Consider the following 18,360-nt stretch of genomic DNA (forward strand, 5'->3'; position numbering starts at 1 on the left):
ATGCACAATGAAACACTACTTAGACTGAGCTTGACTGAACACTATGCGTAAATACTTTATTACCGGTTTGCTGATTCTGGTTCCTCTGGGTATCACCTTCTGGGTGTTGCACGCCATTATCACGACCATGGATCAGTCTTTGCTGCTGCTGCCGGAGCAATGGCGGCCTGAAGTGGTGTTCGGTACCAAGGTGCCCGGTCTCGGTGCCTTACTGACAGTGTTGATTGTTTTTGTGACAGGCTTGCTGACACGAAATTTCATCGGCAATTATGTTGTGCGTATCTGGGAAGGCTTGCTTAACCGGATTCCGATTGTGAATTCGATTTACTCCAGCGTTAAACAAGTGTCCGATACCTTGTTTTCGTCATCCGGCAATGCTTTCCGTAAAGCCGTGTTGATTGAATATCCGCGCCGTGATTGCTGGACCATCGGTTTTCTGACCGGTGTGCCGGGCGGCGATGTGGTCAATCATCTGCAAGGTGATTTTGTCAGCGTGTATGTGCCGACAACGCCGAACCCGACCTCAGGTTTTTTCCTGATGGTGCCGAAGGCGGATGCGATAGAGTTGGATATGAGTGTCGATGCGGCGCTCAAATATATTGTTTCCATGGGCGTGGTGGCTCCCGAGCATCTCCCCACCGAGAAGAAATAAAGATCTTGCAGCCACAAGCTGCCGCTTGATCAACTCATTTTAAATTTTGAATACAGACAGGTAAGAAATTATGTCCATGCGTACCCATTACTGCGGCCTCACTACTGAGGAATTACTCGGCCAAACCGTCAGCCTGTGCGGCTGGGTTCATCGTCGTCGTGATCACGGCGGTGTGATTTTTATTGATCTGCGCGACCGCGAAGGTCTGGTGCAGGTGGTCTGCGATCCTGATCGTGCAGATGTTTTTGCTGCTGCAGAATCCGTGCGTAATGAATTCTGTCTGCGTATCACCGGTGTTGTACGCAGCCGCCCTGAGGGAACCGGTAACGCGAATCTGAAATCCGGCAAGATCGAAGTGCTGGCACACAACGTTGAAGTGCTGAATCCTTCCGTCACGCCACCGTTCCAGCTGGATGATGACAATCTGTCTGAAACTACACGCCTGACCCACCGTGTACTCGATCTGCGTCGTCCGCAAATGCAAAACAATCTGCGTCTGCGTTACAAAGTCGCGATGGAAGTGCGTAAGTTTCTCGATGCAAACGGCTTCATCGATATCGAAACACCGATGTTGACCAAATCCACACCGGAAGGCGCACGCGACTATCTGGTGCCGTCTCGCGTGAATGCGGGTAACTTCTTTGCGTTGCCACAGTCGCCGCAGTTGTTCAAACAATTGCTGATGGTGGCCAACTTTGACCGCTACTACCAGATCACCAAATGCTTCCGTGATGAAGATCTGCGTGCTGACCGTCAGCCGGAATTTACTCAGATCGATTGCGAAACATCGTTCATGAATGAGCAGGAAATCCGCGACATGTTTGAAGGCATGATCCGTCTGGTCTTCAAAAACACGCTGGATATCGACCTGCCGAATCCATTCCCAGTGATGGACTTTGCCGAAGCGATGGGTCTGTATGGTTCCGACAAACCGGATATGCGCGTCAAGCTGCAATTCACTGAATTGACGGATGTCATGAAGGACGTGGATTTCAAAGTGTTCTCTGGCGCCGCCAACATGAACAATGGCCGCGTGGTTGGTTTGCTGGTGCCTGGTGGCGCGAACATGCCGCGTTCCGAGATCGATGCGTACACGCAATTCGTTGCGATTTATGGCGCTAAAGGTCTGGCCTACATCAAGGTCAACGAACTGGCAAAAGGCCGTGACGGTCTGCAGTCGCCTATCGTCAAAAATATTCATGACGCTGCATTGACAGAAATCCTGGCGCGCACTGGTGCCAAAGACGGCGATCTGATTTTCTTTGGTGCAGACAAAGCCAAAGTTGTTAACGATGCGATCGGTGCGTTGCGCGTCAAGATCGGCCACAGCGAATTCGGTAAAGCCAATGGCTTGTTTGAAGATGTCTGGAAACCATTGTGGGTGATTGATTTCCCGATGTTTGAACATGATGAAGAAAATGACCGCTGGACAGCAACGCATCATCCGTTCACTGCTCCGAAAGATGGTCATGAAGACTTGATGGAAAGTGATCCGGGCAAGTGTATCGCCAAGGCTTACGACATGGTGCTGAATGGTTGGGAACTCGGCGGTGGCTCGGTTCGTATTCACCGTGCAGATGTACAAAGCAAAGTGTTCCGTGCATTGAAGATCGACGATGCCGAAGCGCAATTGAAATTCGGTTTCCTGCTGGATGCATTGCAATACGGCGCGCCTCCGCATGGTGGTCTGGCGTTTGGTCTGGATCGTATCGTCACGATGATGACTGGTGCAGAATCGATTCGCGACGTGATCGCTTTCCCGAAAACTCAGCGTGCACAATGTCTGTTGACGCAAGCACCATCGGAAGTCGACGAAAAGCAATTGCGCGAATTGCACATCCGTCTGCGTGCGACAGAGCCAGCAATCAAAGCCTGAATTATTTCAGATTAAAAAAAGCGCGGATTCCGCGCTTTTTTTTTCGCCATCTTTTTTGAAAAATTGAACTATGCTGAATTTGACCATGCAGATTCGCCTTGCCACTCCGGCAGATGCACCGCGTCTGGCCGTGCTGGCAGTGCAGGTCTGGACGCATACCTATGCGAAGCAGGGAATTAACGACGAGATTGCCAGCTACGTCCTGAAGAATCTGACGCCTGCTTATTTTCTGCAATGTATGCAACAGGCATCGCAGCATTTGTTGGTGGCGGAACATCAGCAACATTTGCTCGCACTGGCATTGGTGGATACTGATAGTGCATGTCCGACGTGTGACGCTAGCCATGTCGAATTGAAGACTTTATATGTGCAGGCACATTTTGCTGGCAATGGTCTTGGTACAGCATTGTTGCAACGTGCCGGACAACTGGCTGCGGCACAAGGCAGCCGCTTGTGGTTGAGTGTCAATGCGGAAAATAGCAAAGCGATGCAGTTTTATCAGAAACATCAATACCAGCAATGTGGCGAGATCTTTTTTGACTTAGGAGAGACCCGGCATAAAAACTGGATCATGTTACAAACACCAGACACAGCATAAGAACCAGTGCAGAGACGCGGAGCGCTATCGTCATCGCCCTGAAACATAAATTGTTACGAATTTTACATATCAGGTTTGGCGTTGCGGAGTGCAATTTCGTGTAAATTCGGCGGGTTCATTTTTTGGAAGATTGGGTTCGTAGTGATGAAATATCGTCTGTCTGCATCTCGTTGCGGTGTCTGTGTTGTGCTCGGGCTTTCTGCATTCGTACTGAGTGCCTGTGGTGAAAAAAAGACCGAGCTGGGACAAGGTTCGTCGGAAATCACCGGTGCTGCGGGGCCAGTCGGTGCAATGGGAGCAAACAAATCGCTGGTGAAGTGCGATGCACCTGTCGCCACGCTGGCGCTGGTGGAAAATCCGAATGGCTATACGCTGCAAAGTTCCTACAATTTGCCGACTTCGCCTGTACCGCTGATTCGTTTGCTGGCGCAGCAAAGTGGATGTTTTCGCGTCGTTGACCGGGCGTCAGGTTTGAAGGCCGTGATACAAGAGCAGGATTTACAGGCGCAGGGCATCATTCGCAAGAACACGACCGTGCAAAAAGGCAAAGGCTATGAAGCGCAATACACCATGACGCCGAGCCTGACATTTTCTGAAAGCAAAGCTGGCGGCGTACTCGGCGTCATTATGGGCATGGTTCCTTTCTTGAAAAACTATACCGGATATGCAGAAAAGGTCAGTTTTAAAGAAGCGCAGGTCGCACTATTGTTAACTGATAATGAGACAACCGAACAAATCGCGGCGTCAACAGGCGCTGCGAAGACGACTGATCTTGGTATCGGCGGACTCAGTTTTGGTGGTGGCATAGGCGGCTTAGGGGCTGGATGGAGCAATACCAATGAAGCCAAAGTGATTGTTGCCGCGTTTCTTGATGCACACAATAAACTGGTGCCGCAGATCAGGCAGTTGCAGAGTAAAGAATTACCACCTGCTGTGCCGCTGAAGAAATAGCGTATATTTTTTGCGGGTGATAAAAAGTTCGTTCAGGGTTCGCATGGCGAACCCTTTTACGTTGTGGGCGCTGTTGCATGTTGATTTTCCTGAAATGAACATTCCCGCGGACCTCGTGTGCTACTGAATTGATCCGCCCCATTCAGCCTTACAGGAACAGCTTCAATACCTATTGAGCAAACATGAAAAATGTTGCTGCACGAAGCCGGGAATGCATTTTGTCACGCTTAGCGTTGGTGCCACATACCGTCACAACGACATCGATACGACAATGTGAATTCTTGTTTCCAGATGCAATTAAGCAATAAAAAACTGCTATAACTATCCTGTAGTTACAAGAAATATTGGTATCTGGTCAGAACAATAATTAATTTCAGGGAGTGGAAAATGAGCAGTTTTGTAAAGAAAATCATGCCGGTCGCCATGTTGGCAAGTGTTGCGTTGTCGTCGGTTGCGTATGCGACGGATCATGGGACTGAAGCGGAAGCACAAGAGATGGTAAAAAAAGCGGTAGCGCTGGTGAAATCAGCCGGTCCGGAAAAAGCCTATAAAGCATTCACCGAGCATCCTGATGCAACGTTTAACCATAAAGATCTGTATGTCTTCGTGTACGATTTTGAAGGCAACTGTCTGGCACAGGGTGCGAATGCCAAGATGGTTGGTAAAAATCTGTTGTCGATGAAAGACGTTGATGGCAATGCATTTATCAAAGGCATGATCGATACCGTCAAAGCATCGTCAAAAGGCTGGTACGGTCCGTATAAATTCAATAATCCGGCGACCAAATCGTATGATCTGAAACGTTCGTATTGCGAACGTGGTGCGGGCGATACCATCGTGTGTGTCGGCACTTACGTTGCCAAATAATCTGCTTCGGAAAATGCCTGCTGCAAAACGCGGGTACTGATCTGACAAAAGTAAAACGCTGTTCCGTGAAAGTTTGTTCCGGAGCAGCGTTTTACTTTCAGCGAAAGAAAAAAACGGTAGCTAAAGGCGCTAGAATGGAGTGGTTGACGACACATGTATGTATAAGCATAAGCACCCACGAGCATAATGTCCCCGTATAAAATTCCTGAATCTGTGTTGGTTGTGATTTACACCCCTGCACTCGATGTACTCTTAATTGAACGCGCTGATAAACCCGGTTTCTGGCAATCGGTCACTGGCTCTAAAGATACGCCGGACGAAGCGTTGCTTACCACCGCCATACGTGAAGTGGCGGAAGAAACCGGCATCGACGCCACGCAATTTGCGCTGCGCGACTGGCAATTATCGAATGTGTATGAAATTTATCCGGTCTGGCGTCATCGCTATGCGCCGGGTGTGACACACAATACGGAACACGTATTTGGCTTATGTGTCAGCCCGGATGTGACGGTGCGCCTTGCTCCGCGTGAACATGTGCAATATCAGTGGTTGCCGTGGCAAGCCGCTGCAGACCGCTGTTTTTCAGCATCGAATGCAGAAGCGATATTGCTGCTGCCAGAATTTAATCAGAACTGAAATCATGAAGCTACGCATTGCGACCTACAACATCCACAAAGGCGTCAGTGCTTTTGGCCGGCATGAGCGCATACACAGCATTAAAGACGCGATTGCTGCGCTGGATGCCGATATGGTGTTTTTGCAGGAAGTGCAGGGACAGCATGATATGCACGCCAGAAAACATCTCAGTTGGCCGCAAGAAGGTCAGCATGAATTTCTGGCGGGGGCATCGCATCATGTCGCGTACGGAATGAATGCGGTGTACGACCACGGGCATCACGGCAATGCCTTGCTCAGCCGCTTTCCGATTACCACTCAGGTGAATCATGATGTCTCGGATCATGCGTATGAACAACGCGGCATTTTGCATGCCGTGGTCCGCGCAAATCAGGTTGATATTCATTGTTTTGTGATTCATCTGGGCTTATTTGCCGCCAGTCGCCGGCGCCAGATTCAAGCGCTGATTGATACCATCCAAAGAGATACGCCAGCCGATGCGCCACTGATCATCGCAGGGGATTTCAATGACTGGAATCAACGCCTCAGTTCTGCTTTATATGAACAGCTAGGCGTAGTGGAAGCCTTTGATGTGGATGGTCAGCATGGTACGGATAAATTCCAGCGCAAAGGTCTGGCGCATTTATTTTCGCAGTCCGCTTCTGCTCATGCCCGCACATTTCCGGCGGGCTTTCCGTGGCTTTGTCTGGATCGCGTGTATCTACGTGGCTTTCACATTGCCGCAGCGAATGTGATGACCGGCGACCCGTGGCGCAAATTGTCAGATCATGTTCCCATCATGGCGCATCTTGAATTGCGCCAGCTTCGCTGATGTTTGAGGCATGAAAAAACTTCATTACATCGATGGTAATGATGTCCGGCTATTGCATTCTGGCGGCGAATATTTTTCTGTCTTGCTGGCGGCGATAGCGCAGGCGCAACAAGAAATCTGTCTGGAAACCTATATTTTTGCGAGCGACGTAACGGCAACGCAAGTGCGTGATGCGCTGATCGCGGCCGCGCAACGCGGTGTCGTGGTGCGGGTGGTGATCGACTGGCTGGGCAGCGGGCGCGATCAGGCTCTGCAATTAACTGCCTTGCTGGTGGCCGCGGGTGTTGAGTGCCGTTGCTTTAATCCGTGGTTCCGGCGCGGATGGGCGCGCACCCACAGAAAGATTTGCGTGATCGACCGGCAGCGTGCGTTTCTGGGCGGCTTTAATATTATCAGCGACGACATTTCCGATGACGGTTGGGCGGATACCTTACCGTTTCCACGCTGGGATTTTGCTGTCGCGATCAGCGGCCCGCTGGTTGCGCATATCCATCTGGAAGCCGATGCCCAATGGCGGCGCACAGGCCGGCTCGATTTGCTGTCGCGGATAGGTCTGATGCGTGATTTGCGCACCGATGCAAAAGTCTCGCGCAGCCAGCTTCGGCACCTCAGCCGGGCGGCGCTGGTTGTCCGCGATAATTTGCGTAACCGCGCCACCATACAAAAAGCTTATTTACATGCGCTGGGCAACGCACGCCAGAGCGCGGTGCTGGTGACACCTTATTTTGCGCCCGGCAGAAAATTCCGGAGTGCTCTGATTTCTGCAGCGTCACGCGGTGTGAATGTAACGCTGCTGATCGGCGTGAATCAATTTGTTTTGCAAGACGCCGTCGCGCATTCTTACTATCCAAAGTTACTCAGCAAAGGCGTGCGCATCGTTGAATACAGGAAAACACAATTGCATGCGAAAGTGGCTGTGATCGACAATGATTGGGCGACGGTCGGCTCCAGTAACTTTGATGGACTGAGCCTGTTTGTTAATCATGAGGCCAATATCGTGATTCGTGACAAACATTTTAACCAGCGCCTGACGACCGAGTTGCAACAAGGTATTGACGATGGCGTTGAGGTATTACTGGAAGATTATGTCAGCCGCGCATGGTACCGGCGTGCCTGGTATGGCAGCGTGTATCTGCTGTATCGCGGTCTGATGCGCATTGTCACGCTGGGTGGCTACGGATGAGGCTGCACGGCGTTGATTTCACTTCGGCACCGTCGAAACGCAAGGCGATCACCATCGCCAGCGGCGCGCTGAGATCTGGCATTTTATGTCTCGACAGTTTGCAATCGCTGACGAATTTTGCGGCGTTTGATGCCTGGTTAAAACATGACGGGCCGTGGCTGGCTGGGTTTGATTTACCTTTTTCTTTGCCACGCGAATTGCTGACACATCTGCGCTGGCCGCAGGAGTGGTCAGCCTTGATGCGTCATTTGACTACTGTCACGCGCGCAGAGATGCGATTGCAATTCAAAGCATTTTGCGATGCCCGCCCCGTGGGAGGCAAGTTCGCGCACCGGGCGACCGATATTCCGGCAGGCTCGTCGCCCTCGATGAAATGGGTCAATCCGCCGGTCGCGTATATGTTGCATGCGGGTGCGCCGCGCTTGCTGGCCGCCGAGGTCAGCATTCCCGGCATGGTTGCCGGTGATCCGCAACGCATTGCGTTGGAAGCTTATCCGGGCATGGTGGCGCGCAGTATTACCAGCGCTTCGTACAAGAGCGACGATAAGGCGAAGCAGACACCGGAACGCAGCCTTGCGCGTGAGCGCATCGTTTCTGCGCTGGAGCAGGGCGCGACCCCGTGGCAGATTCGGCTGGATGCCGGACAGTTCCGCGATGCGCTGATCGACGATGGCAGCGCCGATTTGCTCGATGCCGTGCTCTGTCTAATGCTCGCCGCATGGGCGTGGCAACGGCGGGAACAGAATTATGGTTTGCCGGTATTTGATGCACTCGAAGGCTGGATCGTCGGTGCCTGAATCTGGCTCGGCAAATGCCGGATTTGTGACTGATGTCAGCCAGCGTTGAACGAATATCCGGCGTTGACGCCGTAAAGTGCAAATTCAGCGGTTTTTGATGCTAAATATACTCCCCCTCAGTATGTTTTAAAGCCCTTTATTCTCAAGGAGATGAAGGCGTTTTTATTAAAAACAGGGGGGAGTATCCTTAATTTTCCTCTGCGACACCCGTATCGGTGGTGGCGCGTATGCCGCTGCTGATGAATTTCAGCAAATAGGGTGCGGCGTTCAGATTCAGCTTGTCAGCGTACGGCGTACCCGCCAGACGCGGCAGGCTGGTATCGACGACATGGTGTAGCAGCGCTCCCAGTGTGAATTGATAACTCCAGCAAATGCTGTCGGCGCTGGCGAGTGGCAGCGCGTCTCGCAGGGCGGCGATGAATTCTTTCGCCATCGGTTCGTAAAAATCCTGATAAATCCGTTCGCTGGCTTCGTGTTGGTCGATGGCGCCGCGCATGACCATGCGGCAGAAATACTTGCCTTCCGGGTGTTGATTCAGTTGCAGGGTGGGCAAAATGAAGGCGGCAATGACGGCATCGAGCATGCTGTCGTTCCTTGCCTGCTGGCGCGCATGACGTAATTTGTCGAGACGCTCGGCCAGATAACTGCTGTGATATTCAAAGATCGCGTGATACAACTCATTTTTGGCACCGAAGTAATATCCGACCAGCGCGACCGGAACTGCGGCTTCATGCGCAATGTCGCGAATCGATACGCCCTCGTAGCTTTGCGCTGCAAAGCATTTTTCGGCAGCGATCAGAATGGCACGCTTTTTTCCGTTCAAATCATCAACTGAGCTCATCACAGATCCCAAGGTGCAAACGTCTATGCCAACAGTAAGGTGTCGTGAATTGTACGGTCGTGCGAATTCTTGTCTATGCGCGCCGCAACATAAGCAACGGAATCCGCTGCTGTTCCTGCGCTGGCAAGATAAATGCCTTGTATTTGCCGTCGGGCTGCAATACATTGCTTCAAAATAGAATGAACGTACGGATTTGGCAGCGGCGCCTTTTCAGTCGCCAGTCACACCTGGCACAGGTCTGCCAGCCGTCAGAACAAAATGATAGAGATGAGCGAGAAGAACGAGAAGAACGACAAGAACGGCACTATCCGTATCGATAAATGGCTATGGGCCGCGCGGTTTTTTAAAACCCGCAGCCTCGCCACGCATGCCGTCGAGCTGGGTCGGGTTTTGCAGAACGAACAGCGTATCAAGCCAGCGCATAGTGTGAAAGCCGGCGATCTGATCGAAGTCCAGCACGGCGAACAAATCTGGCAGATCAAAGTGCTGCGGGTCTCTGATGTGCGCGGATCGGCAGCGGTCGCGCAAACGATGTATGAAGAAACGGCAGAGAGTCTGGCGAAGCGCAGTAAAGCAGCGGAAGACAGAAAATACTTCCGCGAACCTGCCGCTCAACTGCAGGGGCGGCCGACCAAGCGTGACCGGCGGCAAATCGATTTTACCCGTGGTTAATTTGAAGAAAAGCTCTATTGCAGCGCGACGGGGCAGCTTGACAGCAATGTTGTGGAGGTTGGAATTTCATAGGGAAATACGGCAAAAAAGGAGTAAAAAAACGGCAGCCGTCAGGCCAGCAAAACAAGTAGATACTCTCCTCTAAAGACGGAATCGGGTTTGACTTTTAATGCGCTCTGCTTAATAGTACGAGCGTTCGATTAATTCACTGGTTTACATGTTTTATGTAAGCAAGAAGCATTTCAATAAAAACAATGTAATATGAATATGACATCGAAATTCATGCGTAAGGGAGAATTGACTCGCGCCGCCATTCTGGATGTTGCACTGGACGCCGCCAGTCGTGATGGTATCGAAGGCCTGACGATAGGTTTGTTGGCCGACAAGATGAACATGAGCAAGTCCGGCGTTTTTGCTCATTTCGGCTCGCGCGAGGATTTGCAGATCGAAGTGCTGAAGTTATATCACCATCACTTTGAGCAGGAAGTGTTCTACCCGAGCATGAAAGAAGAACGTGGCTTGCCGCGTTTGCAGTCGATGTTTGCATTGTGGATTAAACGCGTGACGGTTGAAATTGCCTCTGGTTGTATTTATATCAGTGGCGCGGCCGAATACGATGATCGGCAGGGACCTATCCGTGATGAACTGGTCGGCATGGTGAAAGCCTGGCAAGGCGCATTGCACCGCGCAGCAAGTCAGGCCATCCAGCTTGGTCATCTGAATGCCAATGTGGATGCCGATCAGATCGTGTATGAAATGTATGGACTGATACTCGCTCTGCACCACGATGCGCGTTTCTTGCGCAAACCGGGAAGTGTGGATAGGGCACAGGTCGGATTTGAACGAATGATCGAATATTACGCGCCAGCAGCTTCAAAAGTCTGAGGCTGCTGTCGTTGTTGTTGCAAGCCAAATTTTGTTTCTCAATCTAATGTACTAACTTTGCCGTCAGGAGAAAATCATGGGTCAATATATCGCTCCATTGCGTGATATGCAGTTCGTGTTGCATGAATTATTGAATGTTGAATCTGAACTCAAGCAACTGCCTAAGCATGCTGAAGTCGATGCTGACATCATCAATCAGATTCTGGAAGAAGGCGGCAAATTCAGTTCTGAAGTCATCTTCCCGCTGAACCATTCCGGTGACCGCGAAGGCTGCCACCACGACAAAACAAACCACACCGTCACGACACCAAAAGGCTTTAAAGAAGCGTACAAACAGTACGTGGAAGCTGGTTGGCCAGCATTGTCCTGTGATCCGGAATTCGGTGGTCAGGGCTTGCCTGTTGTCATCAACAATTCTTTCTATGAAATGATGAATTCTGCGAACCAGGCCTGGACGATGTACCCAGGCTTGTCGCACGGTGCTTACGAATGTATCCATGAACATGGCACACCAGAACAGCAAGCGTTGTATCTGCCTAAGCTGGTTTCCGGTGAATGGACAGGTACGATGTGCCTGACCGAACCGCATTGCGGTACCGATCTGGGCTTGCTGCGTTCTAAAGCAGAACCGCAGGCAGACGGCTCTTACAAAATCACTGGCGCAAAAATCTTTATTTCTGCCGGTGAACATGATGTTGCCGAAAATATCGTTCATCTGGTGCTGGCACGTTTGCCAGATGCACCGGAAGGTTCAAAAGGTATTTCCCTGTTCATCGTACCGAAGTTCTTGCCGAATGCAGACAGCACACTGGGCGCGCGCAACCCGATTTTCTGCGGCGCGATCGAAGAAAAAATGGGTATCCATGCGAACTCCACTTGCCAGATGAATCTGGACGGTGCAACAGGCTGGCTGATCGGCGGCCCGCACAAAGGTCTGAACGCGATGTTCGTATTCATGAACGCTGCGCGTCTGGGCGTTGGTATGCAAGGTCTGGGTCTGACCGAAGTCGCGTATCAAAACGCGCTGGTGTATGCGAAAGACCGTATCCAGATGCGTAGTCTGTCTGGCGTGAAAGCACCGGACAAAGCTGCTGATCCGATTATCGTTCACGCTGACGTGCGTCGTATGCTGTTCACAGCAAAAGCCTACGCAGAAGCTGGCCGTGCATTCAGCTCCTACGTTGCCCTGCAACTGGATAAAGAACTGAATCACCCTGACGAGCAAGTACGTAAAGACTGTGCTGATGAAGTTGCGTTGCTGACACCGGTCATCAAAGCCTTCATGACAGACAATGCATGGACTGCGACATCCGAATGTCTGCAAGTCTACGGCGGCCACGGTTTCATCGCAGAATGGGGCATGGAGCAATACGTGCGTGACGCCCGTATCAACATGATTTACGAAGGCACAAACACCGTTCAGTCACTCGATTTGCTGGGTCGCAAAATCCTGATGGACAACGGCGCGAAACTGCGTAAATTCGGCGCGAAAGTACAGGCATTTGTGGAAGCGAACGGTACAGACGAAGCGATGGCAGAGTTCATCACTCCACTGGCTGAAATCGGTGACAAAGTGACGAAACTGACGATGGAAATCGGCATGAAAGCTTTCCAGAATCCAGATGAAGTCGGCGCTGCTGCTGTGCCTTATCTGCGTGTGGTTGGCCATCTGGTCTACAGCTATTTCTTCGCACAAATGGCAAAAATCGCTCTGGCAAAACAAGATTCCGGCGATACCTTCTACAAAGCGAAACTGGCTACAGCACGTTTCTACTTTGCCCGCCTGTATCCTGAAACAGCCATGCTGATCCGTCAGGCACGTTCCGGCTCCGCTAATCTGTTGTCTCTCGAAGCTGATCTGTTCTGATGCAAATGCGCTCTCCCGTCAAACGGAGAGCGTTATTGGTAACGGATGAAATGATGTCATCAGATTGAAGCTCTTCGGTAGCAGAATATCAACCGGAGTTGCTTCATCTGTCACCCGTTCCCACCCTCTCGCTAAGAGGGGGCATCTGAAAAAATTGCTTTTCGTTGTTTTACGAATTTAACCGAGGTTAAAAATGACCAATTTCATCGTTAAAAAAGTCGCCGTTCTCGGCGCTGGCGTTATGGGTGCGCAAATTGCTGCACATTGCGTCAATGCAAAAGTGCCTGTCGTTCTGTTTGATCTGCCTGCCAAAGAAGGCCCGAAAAACGGTATCGTTCTGCGCGCGATCGACAACCTGAAAAAACTCAATCCTGCACCGTTTGGCAATAAAGACGACGCTGCGTTGATCGAAGTCGCCAACTACGAAGACAATCTCGACGTGTTGGCTGGCTGCGATCTGATCATCGAAGCGATTGCTGAACGTATGGACTGGAAACATGATCTGTACAAAAAAGTTGCGCCACACATTGCGCCAACTGCAATCTTCGCTTCGAATACATCCGGCCTGTCGATCACAGCATTGTCCGAAGGCTTTGACGCAGAACTGAAAGCGCGTTTCTGCGGCGTGCACTTCTTCAACCCGCCACGTTACATGCATCTGGTGGAACTGATTCCTACCGTGGCTACCCGTCCGGAAATCATCGACCAGCTCGAAGGCTTCCTGACAACAACGCTGGGTAAAGGCGTGGTACGTGCGAAAGACACACCGAACTTCATCGCTAACCGCGTCGGTATTTTCGGTATGCTGGCAACGATTTATGAAGCAGAAAAATTTGGTCTGACCGTTGACGTTGTCGATGATCTGACCGGTAAAAAACTCGGTCGTGCATCGTCCGGTACTTTCCGTACTGCCGACGTGGTTGGTCTGGATACCATGGGTCATGTAATCAAGACCATGCAGGACAACCTGGCGGATGATCCTTTCTTCGCGGTCTATAAAACACCGGAAGTATTGGCGAAGCTGGTCGCAGCCGGTGCGCTCGGTTCCAAAACTGGTGCCGGTTTCTACAAAAAAGTGGGTAAAGACATTCAGCGTCTTGACTTCGCGACAGCACAATACGTGACTGGCGGCGCGAAAGCAGATGACGTTGTTGCCCGCATGCTGAAAGAAAAAGATCCGGTCAAGAAAATGAAGACTCTGCGTGAATCGACCAATGTACAGGCGCAGTTCCTGTGGGCGATTTTCCGTGATGCGTTCCATTACATCGCTGTGCATGGCGCAACGATTGCCGACAATGCACGCGACATCGACTTTGCGATGCGCTGGGGTTTCGGCTGGCAGGTAGGTCCGTTTGAAACATGGCAGGCATCCGGCTGGCAGGAAGTAGCTGGCTGGGTCAAAGAAGATATCGACGTCGGTAAAGCATTGTGTAACGCGCCATTGCCAGCGTGGGTATTCGATGGCCGCACCGGCGTGCACACAGCTGAAGGTTCCTGGTCGCCAGCAAGCAGCACTTATGTTCCGCGTTCCAAACTCGCTGTGTACGACCGTCAGGCATTCCGTGCTCCTGTACTTGGTACTGGCGCCGCGACTGGTGCAACAGCCGGTACAACATTCTTCGAAGATGACTCCGTCCGTATCTGGCATCAGAACGACGACGTGCTGATTCTGTCGATGAAAACGAAGATGCACGTGATTGGCCCTGGCGTGATCGAAGGCATGGAAAAAGCGATCGCCGAAGCTGAGAAGAATTACAAAGGTCTGGTGATCTGGAGTGCTGATGCAGCTGATGGCGGCGCGTTCTCCGCCGGTGCTGACTTGCAAGCGATGCTGCCGCTGTTCATGTCCGGTGGTGTGAAAGCGATCGAGCCCGCGATTTCCCGTCTGCAAAATGCGCATCAGGCATTGAAATACGCGAACATTCCTGTGGTGGCAGCCGTTTCTGGTCTGGCACTCGGTGGCGGTTGCGAATTGATGATGCACGCAGCAAAACGCGTGGCGTCGATAGAATCCTACATCGGTTTGGTTGAAGTCGGCGTTGGTCTGGTTCCAGGCGGTGGTGGTCTGAAAGAAGCCGCAGTACGTGCTGCAGCGGATGCTAAAGGCACAGACTTGCTGCAATTCCTGAAGAACTACTTCACCAATGCAGCGACTGCAGCGGTATCCAAATCGGCGCTGGAAGCGAAGAAAATGGGTTACCTGTCTGACAGCGATGTCGTCGTGTTCAACCCTTATGAATTGCTGCATGTAGCGAAGGTAGAAGCACGTGCGATGTTTGATGCTGGCTATCGTGCACCGATGAGAAAGCTGGTGCCGGTCACTGGTCGTCATGGCATCGCAACAATCGGCGCGCAATTGATCAATATGCGTGACGGCGGCTTCATTTCTGCGCATGACTTCAAACTCGGCAAGATGATTGCTGAAGTTGTTTGCGGCGGCGATATCGATAATGGCAGTCTGGTCAGCGAACAATGGTTGCTCGACATGGAACGTAAGGCGTTTATGGAATTGCTGAATCATCCGAAAACGCAAGAGCGCATTATGGGCATGATGCAAACCGGCAAACCAGTACGCAATTAATCAATTTGTCACCGGAACGATAGCTGCGTTACGCAATCTTGGCGTACTAAAGTACTGTCTTCGATAGCGCGCCTTGCTCTCCTTCCGGATACAAATTGACTTTACTCAAAAGGAGTACTCAAAATGACTAAACAACTTCAAGACGCATACATCGTCTCTGCTACACGCACCCCGATCGGCAAATCCGGTCGCGGTATGTTCCGTAACACCCGTCCTGATGATCTGCTGGTGCGCGTACTGCAATCGGCAGTGGCACAGGTACCTAATCTGGATCCGAAACTGATCGAAGACGCGATTGTCGGCTGCTCGTTTCCAGAAGGCGCGCAGGGCTTGAATCTGGCGCGTATGGGTGTGTTGCTGGCAGGTTTGCCTAACACTATCGGTGGCGTCACGATTAACCGTTACTGCGCATCCGGTATCACCGCCGTGGCAATGGCGGCTGACCGCATCCGCGTTGGTCAGGCCGACGTGATGATCGCTGCCGGTGTCGAATCGATGTCCATGGTACCGATGATGGGTAACAATCCATCGATGAATATGGCGATTCTGAAAGATGAAAATGCCGGTATCGCTTACGGTATGGGTCTGACAGCGGAAAAAGTAGCAGCGCAATGGAAAGTATCGCGCGAAGCACAAGACGCATTTGCCTTGCAATCGCATCAACGTGCAATCGCTGCGCAAAACGCGGGCTACTTCGATGCGGAAACCACTTCTGTGGATATCATCGACCGTGTGCCGAATCTGGCGACTGGCGAAATTGAACTGAAAACCCGTACCGTGACACGCGATGAGGGTGCACGTCCTGATACATCGCTGGAAGGTTTAGCAAAACTGAAAGCCGTGTTTGCGGCCAAAGGCAGCGTTACTGCCGGTAACAGTTCCCAGACTTCCGACGGCGCTGGTGCTTTGCTGATCGTCAGTGAAAAAATCCTGAAGCAATTCAACCTGACACCGCTGGCACGTTTCGCGTCTTTCGCAGTGCGTGGCGTACCACCGGAAATCATGGGTATCGGCCCGAAAGAAGCGATCCCGGCTGCTTGCCGCGCCGCTGGTATCACGCAAGATCAGATCGACTGGTTCGAACTGAACGAAGCGTTCGCTGCGCAATCGCTGGCGGTGGTACAAGACCTCGGTCTCGATCCAGCGAAAGTGAACCCTATGGGTGGCGCGATTGCATTGGGTCATCCACTCGGTGCAACTGGTGCAATCCGTTCCGCAACCACCATCCATGCATTGCATCGTAACAATCTGAAATACGGTATGGTGACGATGTGCGTTGGTACCGGCATGGGTGCAGCAGGTATCTTCGAGCGTATGTAAGCTTTAAGCCCGGCTACAATCAAAACGCGCAGAATAATTTTTCTGCGCGTTTTTTTTAAAGGTATGTGAAATGATCTGGAATCTGCCCTCATACGGGCGAGACGAATTGTTGCTGCTGCCAGTGCACGATGGATGACGAAAAACTTCATACCTGTTGGCAGCAGGCTTTACAATTACTGGTCATAACACCCCAAAAAAATAATCGATTTGAAGAGACAAAATAATGGATATCCTGACTCACAAAGAAAATGGCATTCTGACGATTAGCTTCAATCGCCCTGAAAAGAAAAATGCGATTACCGCGGCAATGTATCAGGCGATGGCTGACGCATTGCGTGACGCCGAGAGCGACAATGCCGTGCGGGCGATTCTGATTACTGGTAAACCAGAAATTTTTACTGCCGGTAATGATCTTGAAGATTTCATGAAAAATGCGTCTTCACTTGCTTCACCAGAGGTTGTGCCTCCTGTGTATCAGTTCATGCAGGCATTGAATGAATCGGGTAAGCCGGTAATTGCTGCTGTTTCCGGTGCAGCCGTCGGCATCGGTACGACCTTGCTGATGCATTGTGATCTGATTTATCTTGCCGATAATGCGAAGTTATCCATGCCATTCACGCAGTTGGGTTTATGTCCGGAATTTGCTTCCAGTATGATTTTCCAGAAAATCGTCGGCTATCAGCGTGCCGCTGAGAAATTGATGCTGGGTGAACCGTTTAGCGCGCAGGAAGCGTTGGAGATGGGCTTTGTCAACAAAGTATTGCCGCTGGACGAGTTGTTACCGTATGCGCAGCAAGTCGCTGCAAAAATTGTGGCTTTACCCGCAGCGTCGATACGCGTCACTAAACGTCTGATGAAAGCGAATCAGCCTGCCGAAGTGAATGCAAAAATGCTGGAAGAGAATAAACATTTTGCGGCGATGCTGAATGGCCCAGAAGCCAAAGAAGCATTCATGGCCTTTTTCCAGAAACGCAAACCGGATTTCAGTCAGTTCAATTGATAGCGTAAATAATCGTTTATCTGGTGATTTAAAGGCGAGGATAAATACGTTGCTTTGGAAGAGATCACCGCCATCCTGCTGTCGGCCATTAGTAGACATTCGCCATAAAAATCGATGCCAAATTATTCCAAATTTGTCAGTCTTAAGAGCACCATTCGGCTTGCCGTGAACGTTATTGGAGCCCTTGCGTACCTACGCTATTCGATGCCACTTTGGGCACCAGATGAGCTAGCCAACATCCCAGGCGTAGGTGCTGGCGACCCTATTATTTGGGGCCTTACCGCGTTTCCAATCCTTATTCTCTTTGCGCTTATGAATTTTTATTGGGCTGTCACAGGCAGTATCTCGTTTTACAAAACAAGGGAATGGAGATTAAACGTCACAGACTTGGTCGGCCCAGCAGTATGGGTAATTTCCGTAAATATTGATTACTCGCATCACTGGCTTCTATAACCTTGCCTCTTCGGAATGGAATGTCCGCAACGGGGCGAAATCTGCCGGTCATCAAAAGCCGTCACCCTAAATTTACTTGATAATTCCTGGGGGACGATATCTAACTGGAACCAATGGCCAAATCCGAATCGGAAGCCTTGGCCGGCATGGAACTAGAGTGTGTGACTGGTTTTGAGCGGAATACGCACTAGGGACCTCAGGTGTAGTATTTCAGTCGCTTATTAGCTGCGTGCTTCACGCTTAAACGTGACCACTTCAAAAAATCTCATCTTCCTTGGCAATAATGGGAAAAATCTCCTTTTTCATGGCAATTAGTCTCAAATTTTCTGGCAAATTTTCTTGAAAAATACTATTTATGATTGTTCTGGTC

At 51.0% G+C, this 18,360-nt stretch carries 16 protein-coding genes; 15 read left to right on the plus strand and 1 reads right to left on the minus strand.

Annotated elements, in window-relative coordinates; all coding sequences use genetic code 11:
• Window positions 1–43: 43 nt before the first annotated feature.
• The 9 genes from H8K29_RS03290 (at window position 44) to H8K29_RS03330 (ending at window position 8,371) form a co-directional block, all read left to right on the plus strand.
• Window positions 44–652 (plus strand): DUF502 domain-containing protein, encoded by a 609-nt coding sequence (locus H8K29_RS03290; RefSeq protein WP_186896366.1) that lies wholly within the window; start codon window positions 44–46, stop codon window positions 650–652.
• Window positions 653–722: 70 nt separating this feature from the next.
• Window positions 723–2,528 carry an aspartate--tRNA ligase gene (gene aspS, locus H8K29_RS03295; protein WP_186884753.1) on the plus strand — a complete coding sequence of 602 codons (1,806 nt, stop codon included), beginning with the start codon at window positions 723–725 and terminating at the stop codon, window positions 2,526–2,528.
• Between the two features lie 70 nt (window positions 2,529–2,598).
• Complete coding sequence (locus tag H8K29_RS03300) at window positions 2,599–3,126, plus strand: GNAT family N-acetyltransferase (protein WP_186896367.1); 528 nt, start codon at window positions 2,599–2,601, stop codon at window positions 3,124–3,126.
• 144 nt (window positions 3,127–3,270) lie between these two features.
• Window positions 3,271–4,077, plus strand: coding sequence for a CsgG/HfaB family protein (locus tag H8K29_RS03305; RefSeq protein ID WP_186884755.1), 807 nt, complete (start codon window positions 3,271–3,273; stop codon window positions 4,075–4,077).
• Window positions 4,078–4,464: 387 nt separating this feature from the next.
• Window positions 4,465–4,944 carry a cache domain-containing protein gene (locus tag H8K29_RS03310; RefSeq protein WP_223826804.1) on the plus strand — a complete coding sequence of 160 codons (480 nt, stop codon included), beginning with the start codon at window positions 4,465–4,467 and terminating at the stop codon, window positions 4,942–4,944.
• Window positions 4,945–5,130: 186 nt separating this feature from the next.
• Window positions 5,131–5,580 carry a dihydroneopterin triphosphate diphosphatase gene (nudB, locus tag H8K29_RS03315; RefSeq protein ID WP_186896368.1) on the plus strand — a complete coding sequence of 150 codons (450 nt, stop codon included), beginning with the start codon at window positions 5,131–5,133 and terminating at the stop codon, window positions 5,578–5,580.
• A gap of 4 nt (window positions 5,581–5,584) precedes the next feature.
• Window positions 5,585–6,391 carry an endonuclease/exonuclease/phosphatase family protein gene (locus H8K29_RS03320; RefSeq protein ID WP_186896369.1) on the plus strand — a complete coding sequence of 269 codons (807 nt, stop codon included), beginning with the start codon at window positions 5,585–5,587 and terminating at the stop codon, window positions 6,389–6,391.
• 10 nt (window positions 6,392–6,401) lie between these two features.
• Window positions 6,402–7,574 carry a cardiolipin synthase ClsB gene (gene clsB / locus H8K29_RS03325; protein WP_186896370.1) on the plus strand — a complete coding sequence of 391 codons (1,173 nt, stop codon included), beginning with the start codon at window positions 6,402–6,404 and terminating at the stop codon, window positions 7,572–7,574.
• Window positions 7,571–8,371, plus strand: coding sequence for a DUF429 domain-containing protein (locus H8K29_RS03330; protein WP_186896371.1), 801 nt, complete (start codon window positions 7,571–7,573; stop codon window positions 8,369–8,371). Before clsB ends, H8K29_RS03330 begins: the two co-directional genes overlap by 4 nt.
• Window positions 8,372–8,558: 187 nt before the next feature.
• On the opposite strand, the gene H8K29_RS03335 is transcribed toward H8K29_RS03330, so the two are convergent.
• Complete coding sequence (locus H8K29_RS03335) at window positions 8,559–9,212, minus strand: TetR/AcrR family transcriptional regulator (RefSeq protein WP_186896372.1); 654 nt, start codon at window positions 9,210–9,212, stop codon at window positions 8,559–8,561.
• Window positions 9,213–9,479: 267 nt separating this feature from the next.
• Here H8K29_RS03335 and H8K29_RS03340 point away from each other — a divergent pair, with 267 nt between their 5' ends.
• The 6 genes from H8K29_RS03340 (at window position 9,480) to H8K29_RS03365 (ending at window position 17,537) form a co-directional block, all read left to right on the plus strand.
• A complete protein-coding gene (locus H8K29_RS03340; RefSeq protein WP_186896373.1) occupies window positions 9,480–9,884 on the plus strand; it encodes an RNA-binding S4 domain-containing protein in 405 nt (134 codons plus the stop codon).
• Window positions 9,885–10,166: 282 nt separating this feature from the next.
• Window positions 10,167–10,769, plus strand: a complete 603-nt coding sequence (locus H8K29_RS03345; protein ID WP_186884960.1) for a TetR/AcrR family transcriptional regulator — start codon at window positions 10,167–10,169, stop codon at window positions 10,767–10,769.
• 76 nt (window positions 10,770–10,845) lie between these two features.
• Entirely contained in the window at window positions 10,846–12,636 is a 1,791-nt protein-coding gene (locus tag H8K29_RS03350) for an acyl-CoA dehydrogenase C-terminal domain-containing protein (protein ID WP_186884762.1), read from the plus strand.
• A 193-nt stretch (window positions 12,637–12,829) separates the two neighbouring features.
• Complete coding sequence (locus tag H8K29_RS03355) at window positions 12,830–15,217, plus strand: 3-hydroxyacyl-CoA dehydrogenase/enoyl-CoA hydratase family protein (RefSeq protein ID WP_186896374.1); 2,388 nt, start codon at window positions 12,830–12,832, stop codon at window positions 15,215–15,217.
• A 123-nt stretch (window positions 15,218–15,340) separates the two neighbouring features.
• Window positions 15,341–16,537: an acetyl-CoA C-acyltransferase gene (locus H8K29_RS03360; RefSeq protein WP_186884764.1), complete on the plus strand. Its 1,197-nt coding sequence runs from the start codon at window positions 15,341–15,343 to the stop codon at window positions 16,535–16,537.
• A gap of 223 nt (window positions 16,538–16,760) precedes the next feature.
• Window positions 16,761–17,537 (plus strand): enoyl-CoA hydratase, encoded by a 777-nt coding sequence (locus H8K29_RS03365; RefSeq protein WP_186884765.1) that lies wholly within the window; start codon window positions 16,761–16,763, stop codon window positions 17,535–17,537.
• Window positions 17,538–18,360: the final 823 nt, after the last annotated feature.

Origin of the sequence: Undibacterium sp. CY21W, assembly GCF_014284265.1 — a bacterium.
Lineage (GTDB): Bacteria > Pseudomonadota > Gammaproteobacteria > Burkholderiales > Burkholderiaceae_D > Undibacterium > Undibacterium aquatile.

Excerpts from the sequence above, each read along its gene's own strand:
- H8K29_RS03290 (WP_186896366.1), top strand. The coding sequence starts at position 44 with ATGCGTAAATACTTTATTACCGGTTTGCTGATTCTGGTTCCTCTGGGT.
- aspS (WP_186884753.1), top strand. The coding sequence starts at position 723 with ATGTCCATGCGTACCCATTACTGCGGCCTCACTACTGAGGAATTACTC.
- H8K29_RS03300 (WP_186896367.1), top strand. The coding sequence starts at position 2,599 with ATGCTGAATTTGACCATGCAGATTCGCCTTGCCACTCCGGCAGATGCA.
- H8K29_RS03305 (WP_186884755.1), top strand. The coding sequence starts at position 3,271 with ATGAAATATCGTCTGTCTGCATCTCGTTGCGGTGTCTGTGTTGTGCTC.
- H8K29_RS03310 (WP_223826804.1), top strand. The coding sequence starts at position 4,465 with ATGAGCAGTTTTGTAAAGAAAATCATGCCGGTCGCCATGTTGGCAAGT.
- nudB (WP_186896368.1), top strand. The coding sequence starts at position 5,131 with ATGTCCCCGTATAAAATTCCTGAATCTGTGTTGGTTGTGATTTACACC.
- H8K29_RS03320 (WP_186896369.1), top strand. The coding sequence starts at position 5,585 with ATGAAGCTACGCATTGCGACCTACAACATCCACAAAGGCGTCAGTGCT.
- clsB (WP_186896370.1), top strand. The coding sequence starts at position 6,402 with ATGAAAAAACTTCATTACATCGATGGTAATGATGTCCGGCTATTGCAT.
- H8K29_RS03330 (WP_186896371.1), top strand. The coding sequence starts at position 7,571 with ATGAGGCTGCACGGCGTTGATTTCACTTCGGCACCGTCGAAACGCAAG.
- H8K29_RS03335 (WP_186896372.1), bottom strand. The coding sequence starts at position 9,212 with ATGAGCTCAGTTGATGATTTGAACGGAAAAAAGCGTGCCATTCTGATC.
- H8K29_RS03340 (WP_186896373.1), top strand. The coding sequence starts at position 9,480 with ATGAGCGAGAAGAACGAGAAGAACGACAAGAACGGCACTATCCGTATC.
- H8K29_RS03345 (WP_186884960.1), top strand. The coding sequence starts at position 10,167 with ATGCGTAAGGGAGAATTGACTCGCGCCGCCATTCTGGATGTTGCACTG.
- H8K29_RS03350 (WP_186884762.1), top strand. The coding sequence starts at position 10,846 with ATGGGTCAATATATCGCTCCATTGCGTGATATGCAGTTCGTGTTGCAT.
- H8K29_RS03355 (WP_186896374.1), top strand. The coding sequence starts at position 12,830 with ATGACCAATTTCATCGTTAAAAAAGTCGCCGTTCTCGGCGCTGGCGTT.
- H8K29_RS03360 (WP_186884764.1), top strand. The coding sequence starts at position 15,341 with ATGACTAAACAACTTCAAGACGCATACATCGTCTCTGCTACACGCACC.
- H8K29_RS03365 (WP_186884765.1), top strand. The coding sequence starts at position 16,761 with ATGGATATCCTGACTCACAAAGAAAATGGCATTCTGACGATTAGCTTC.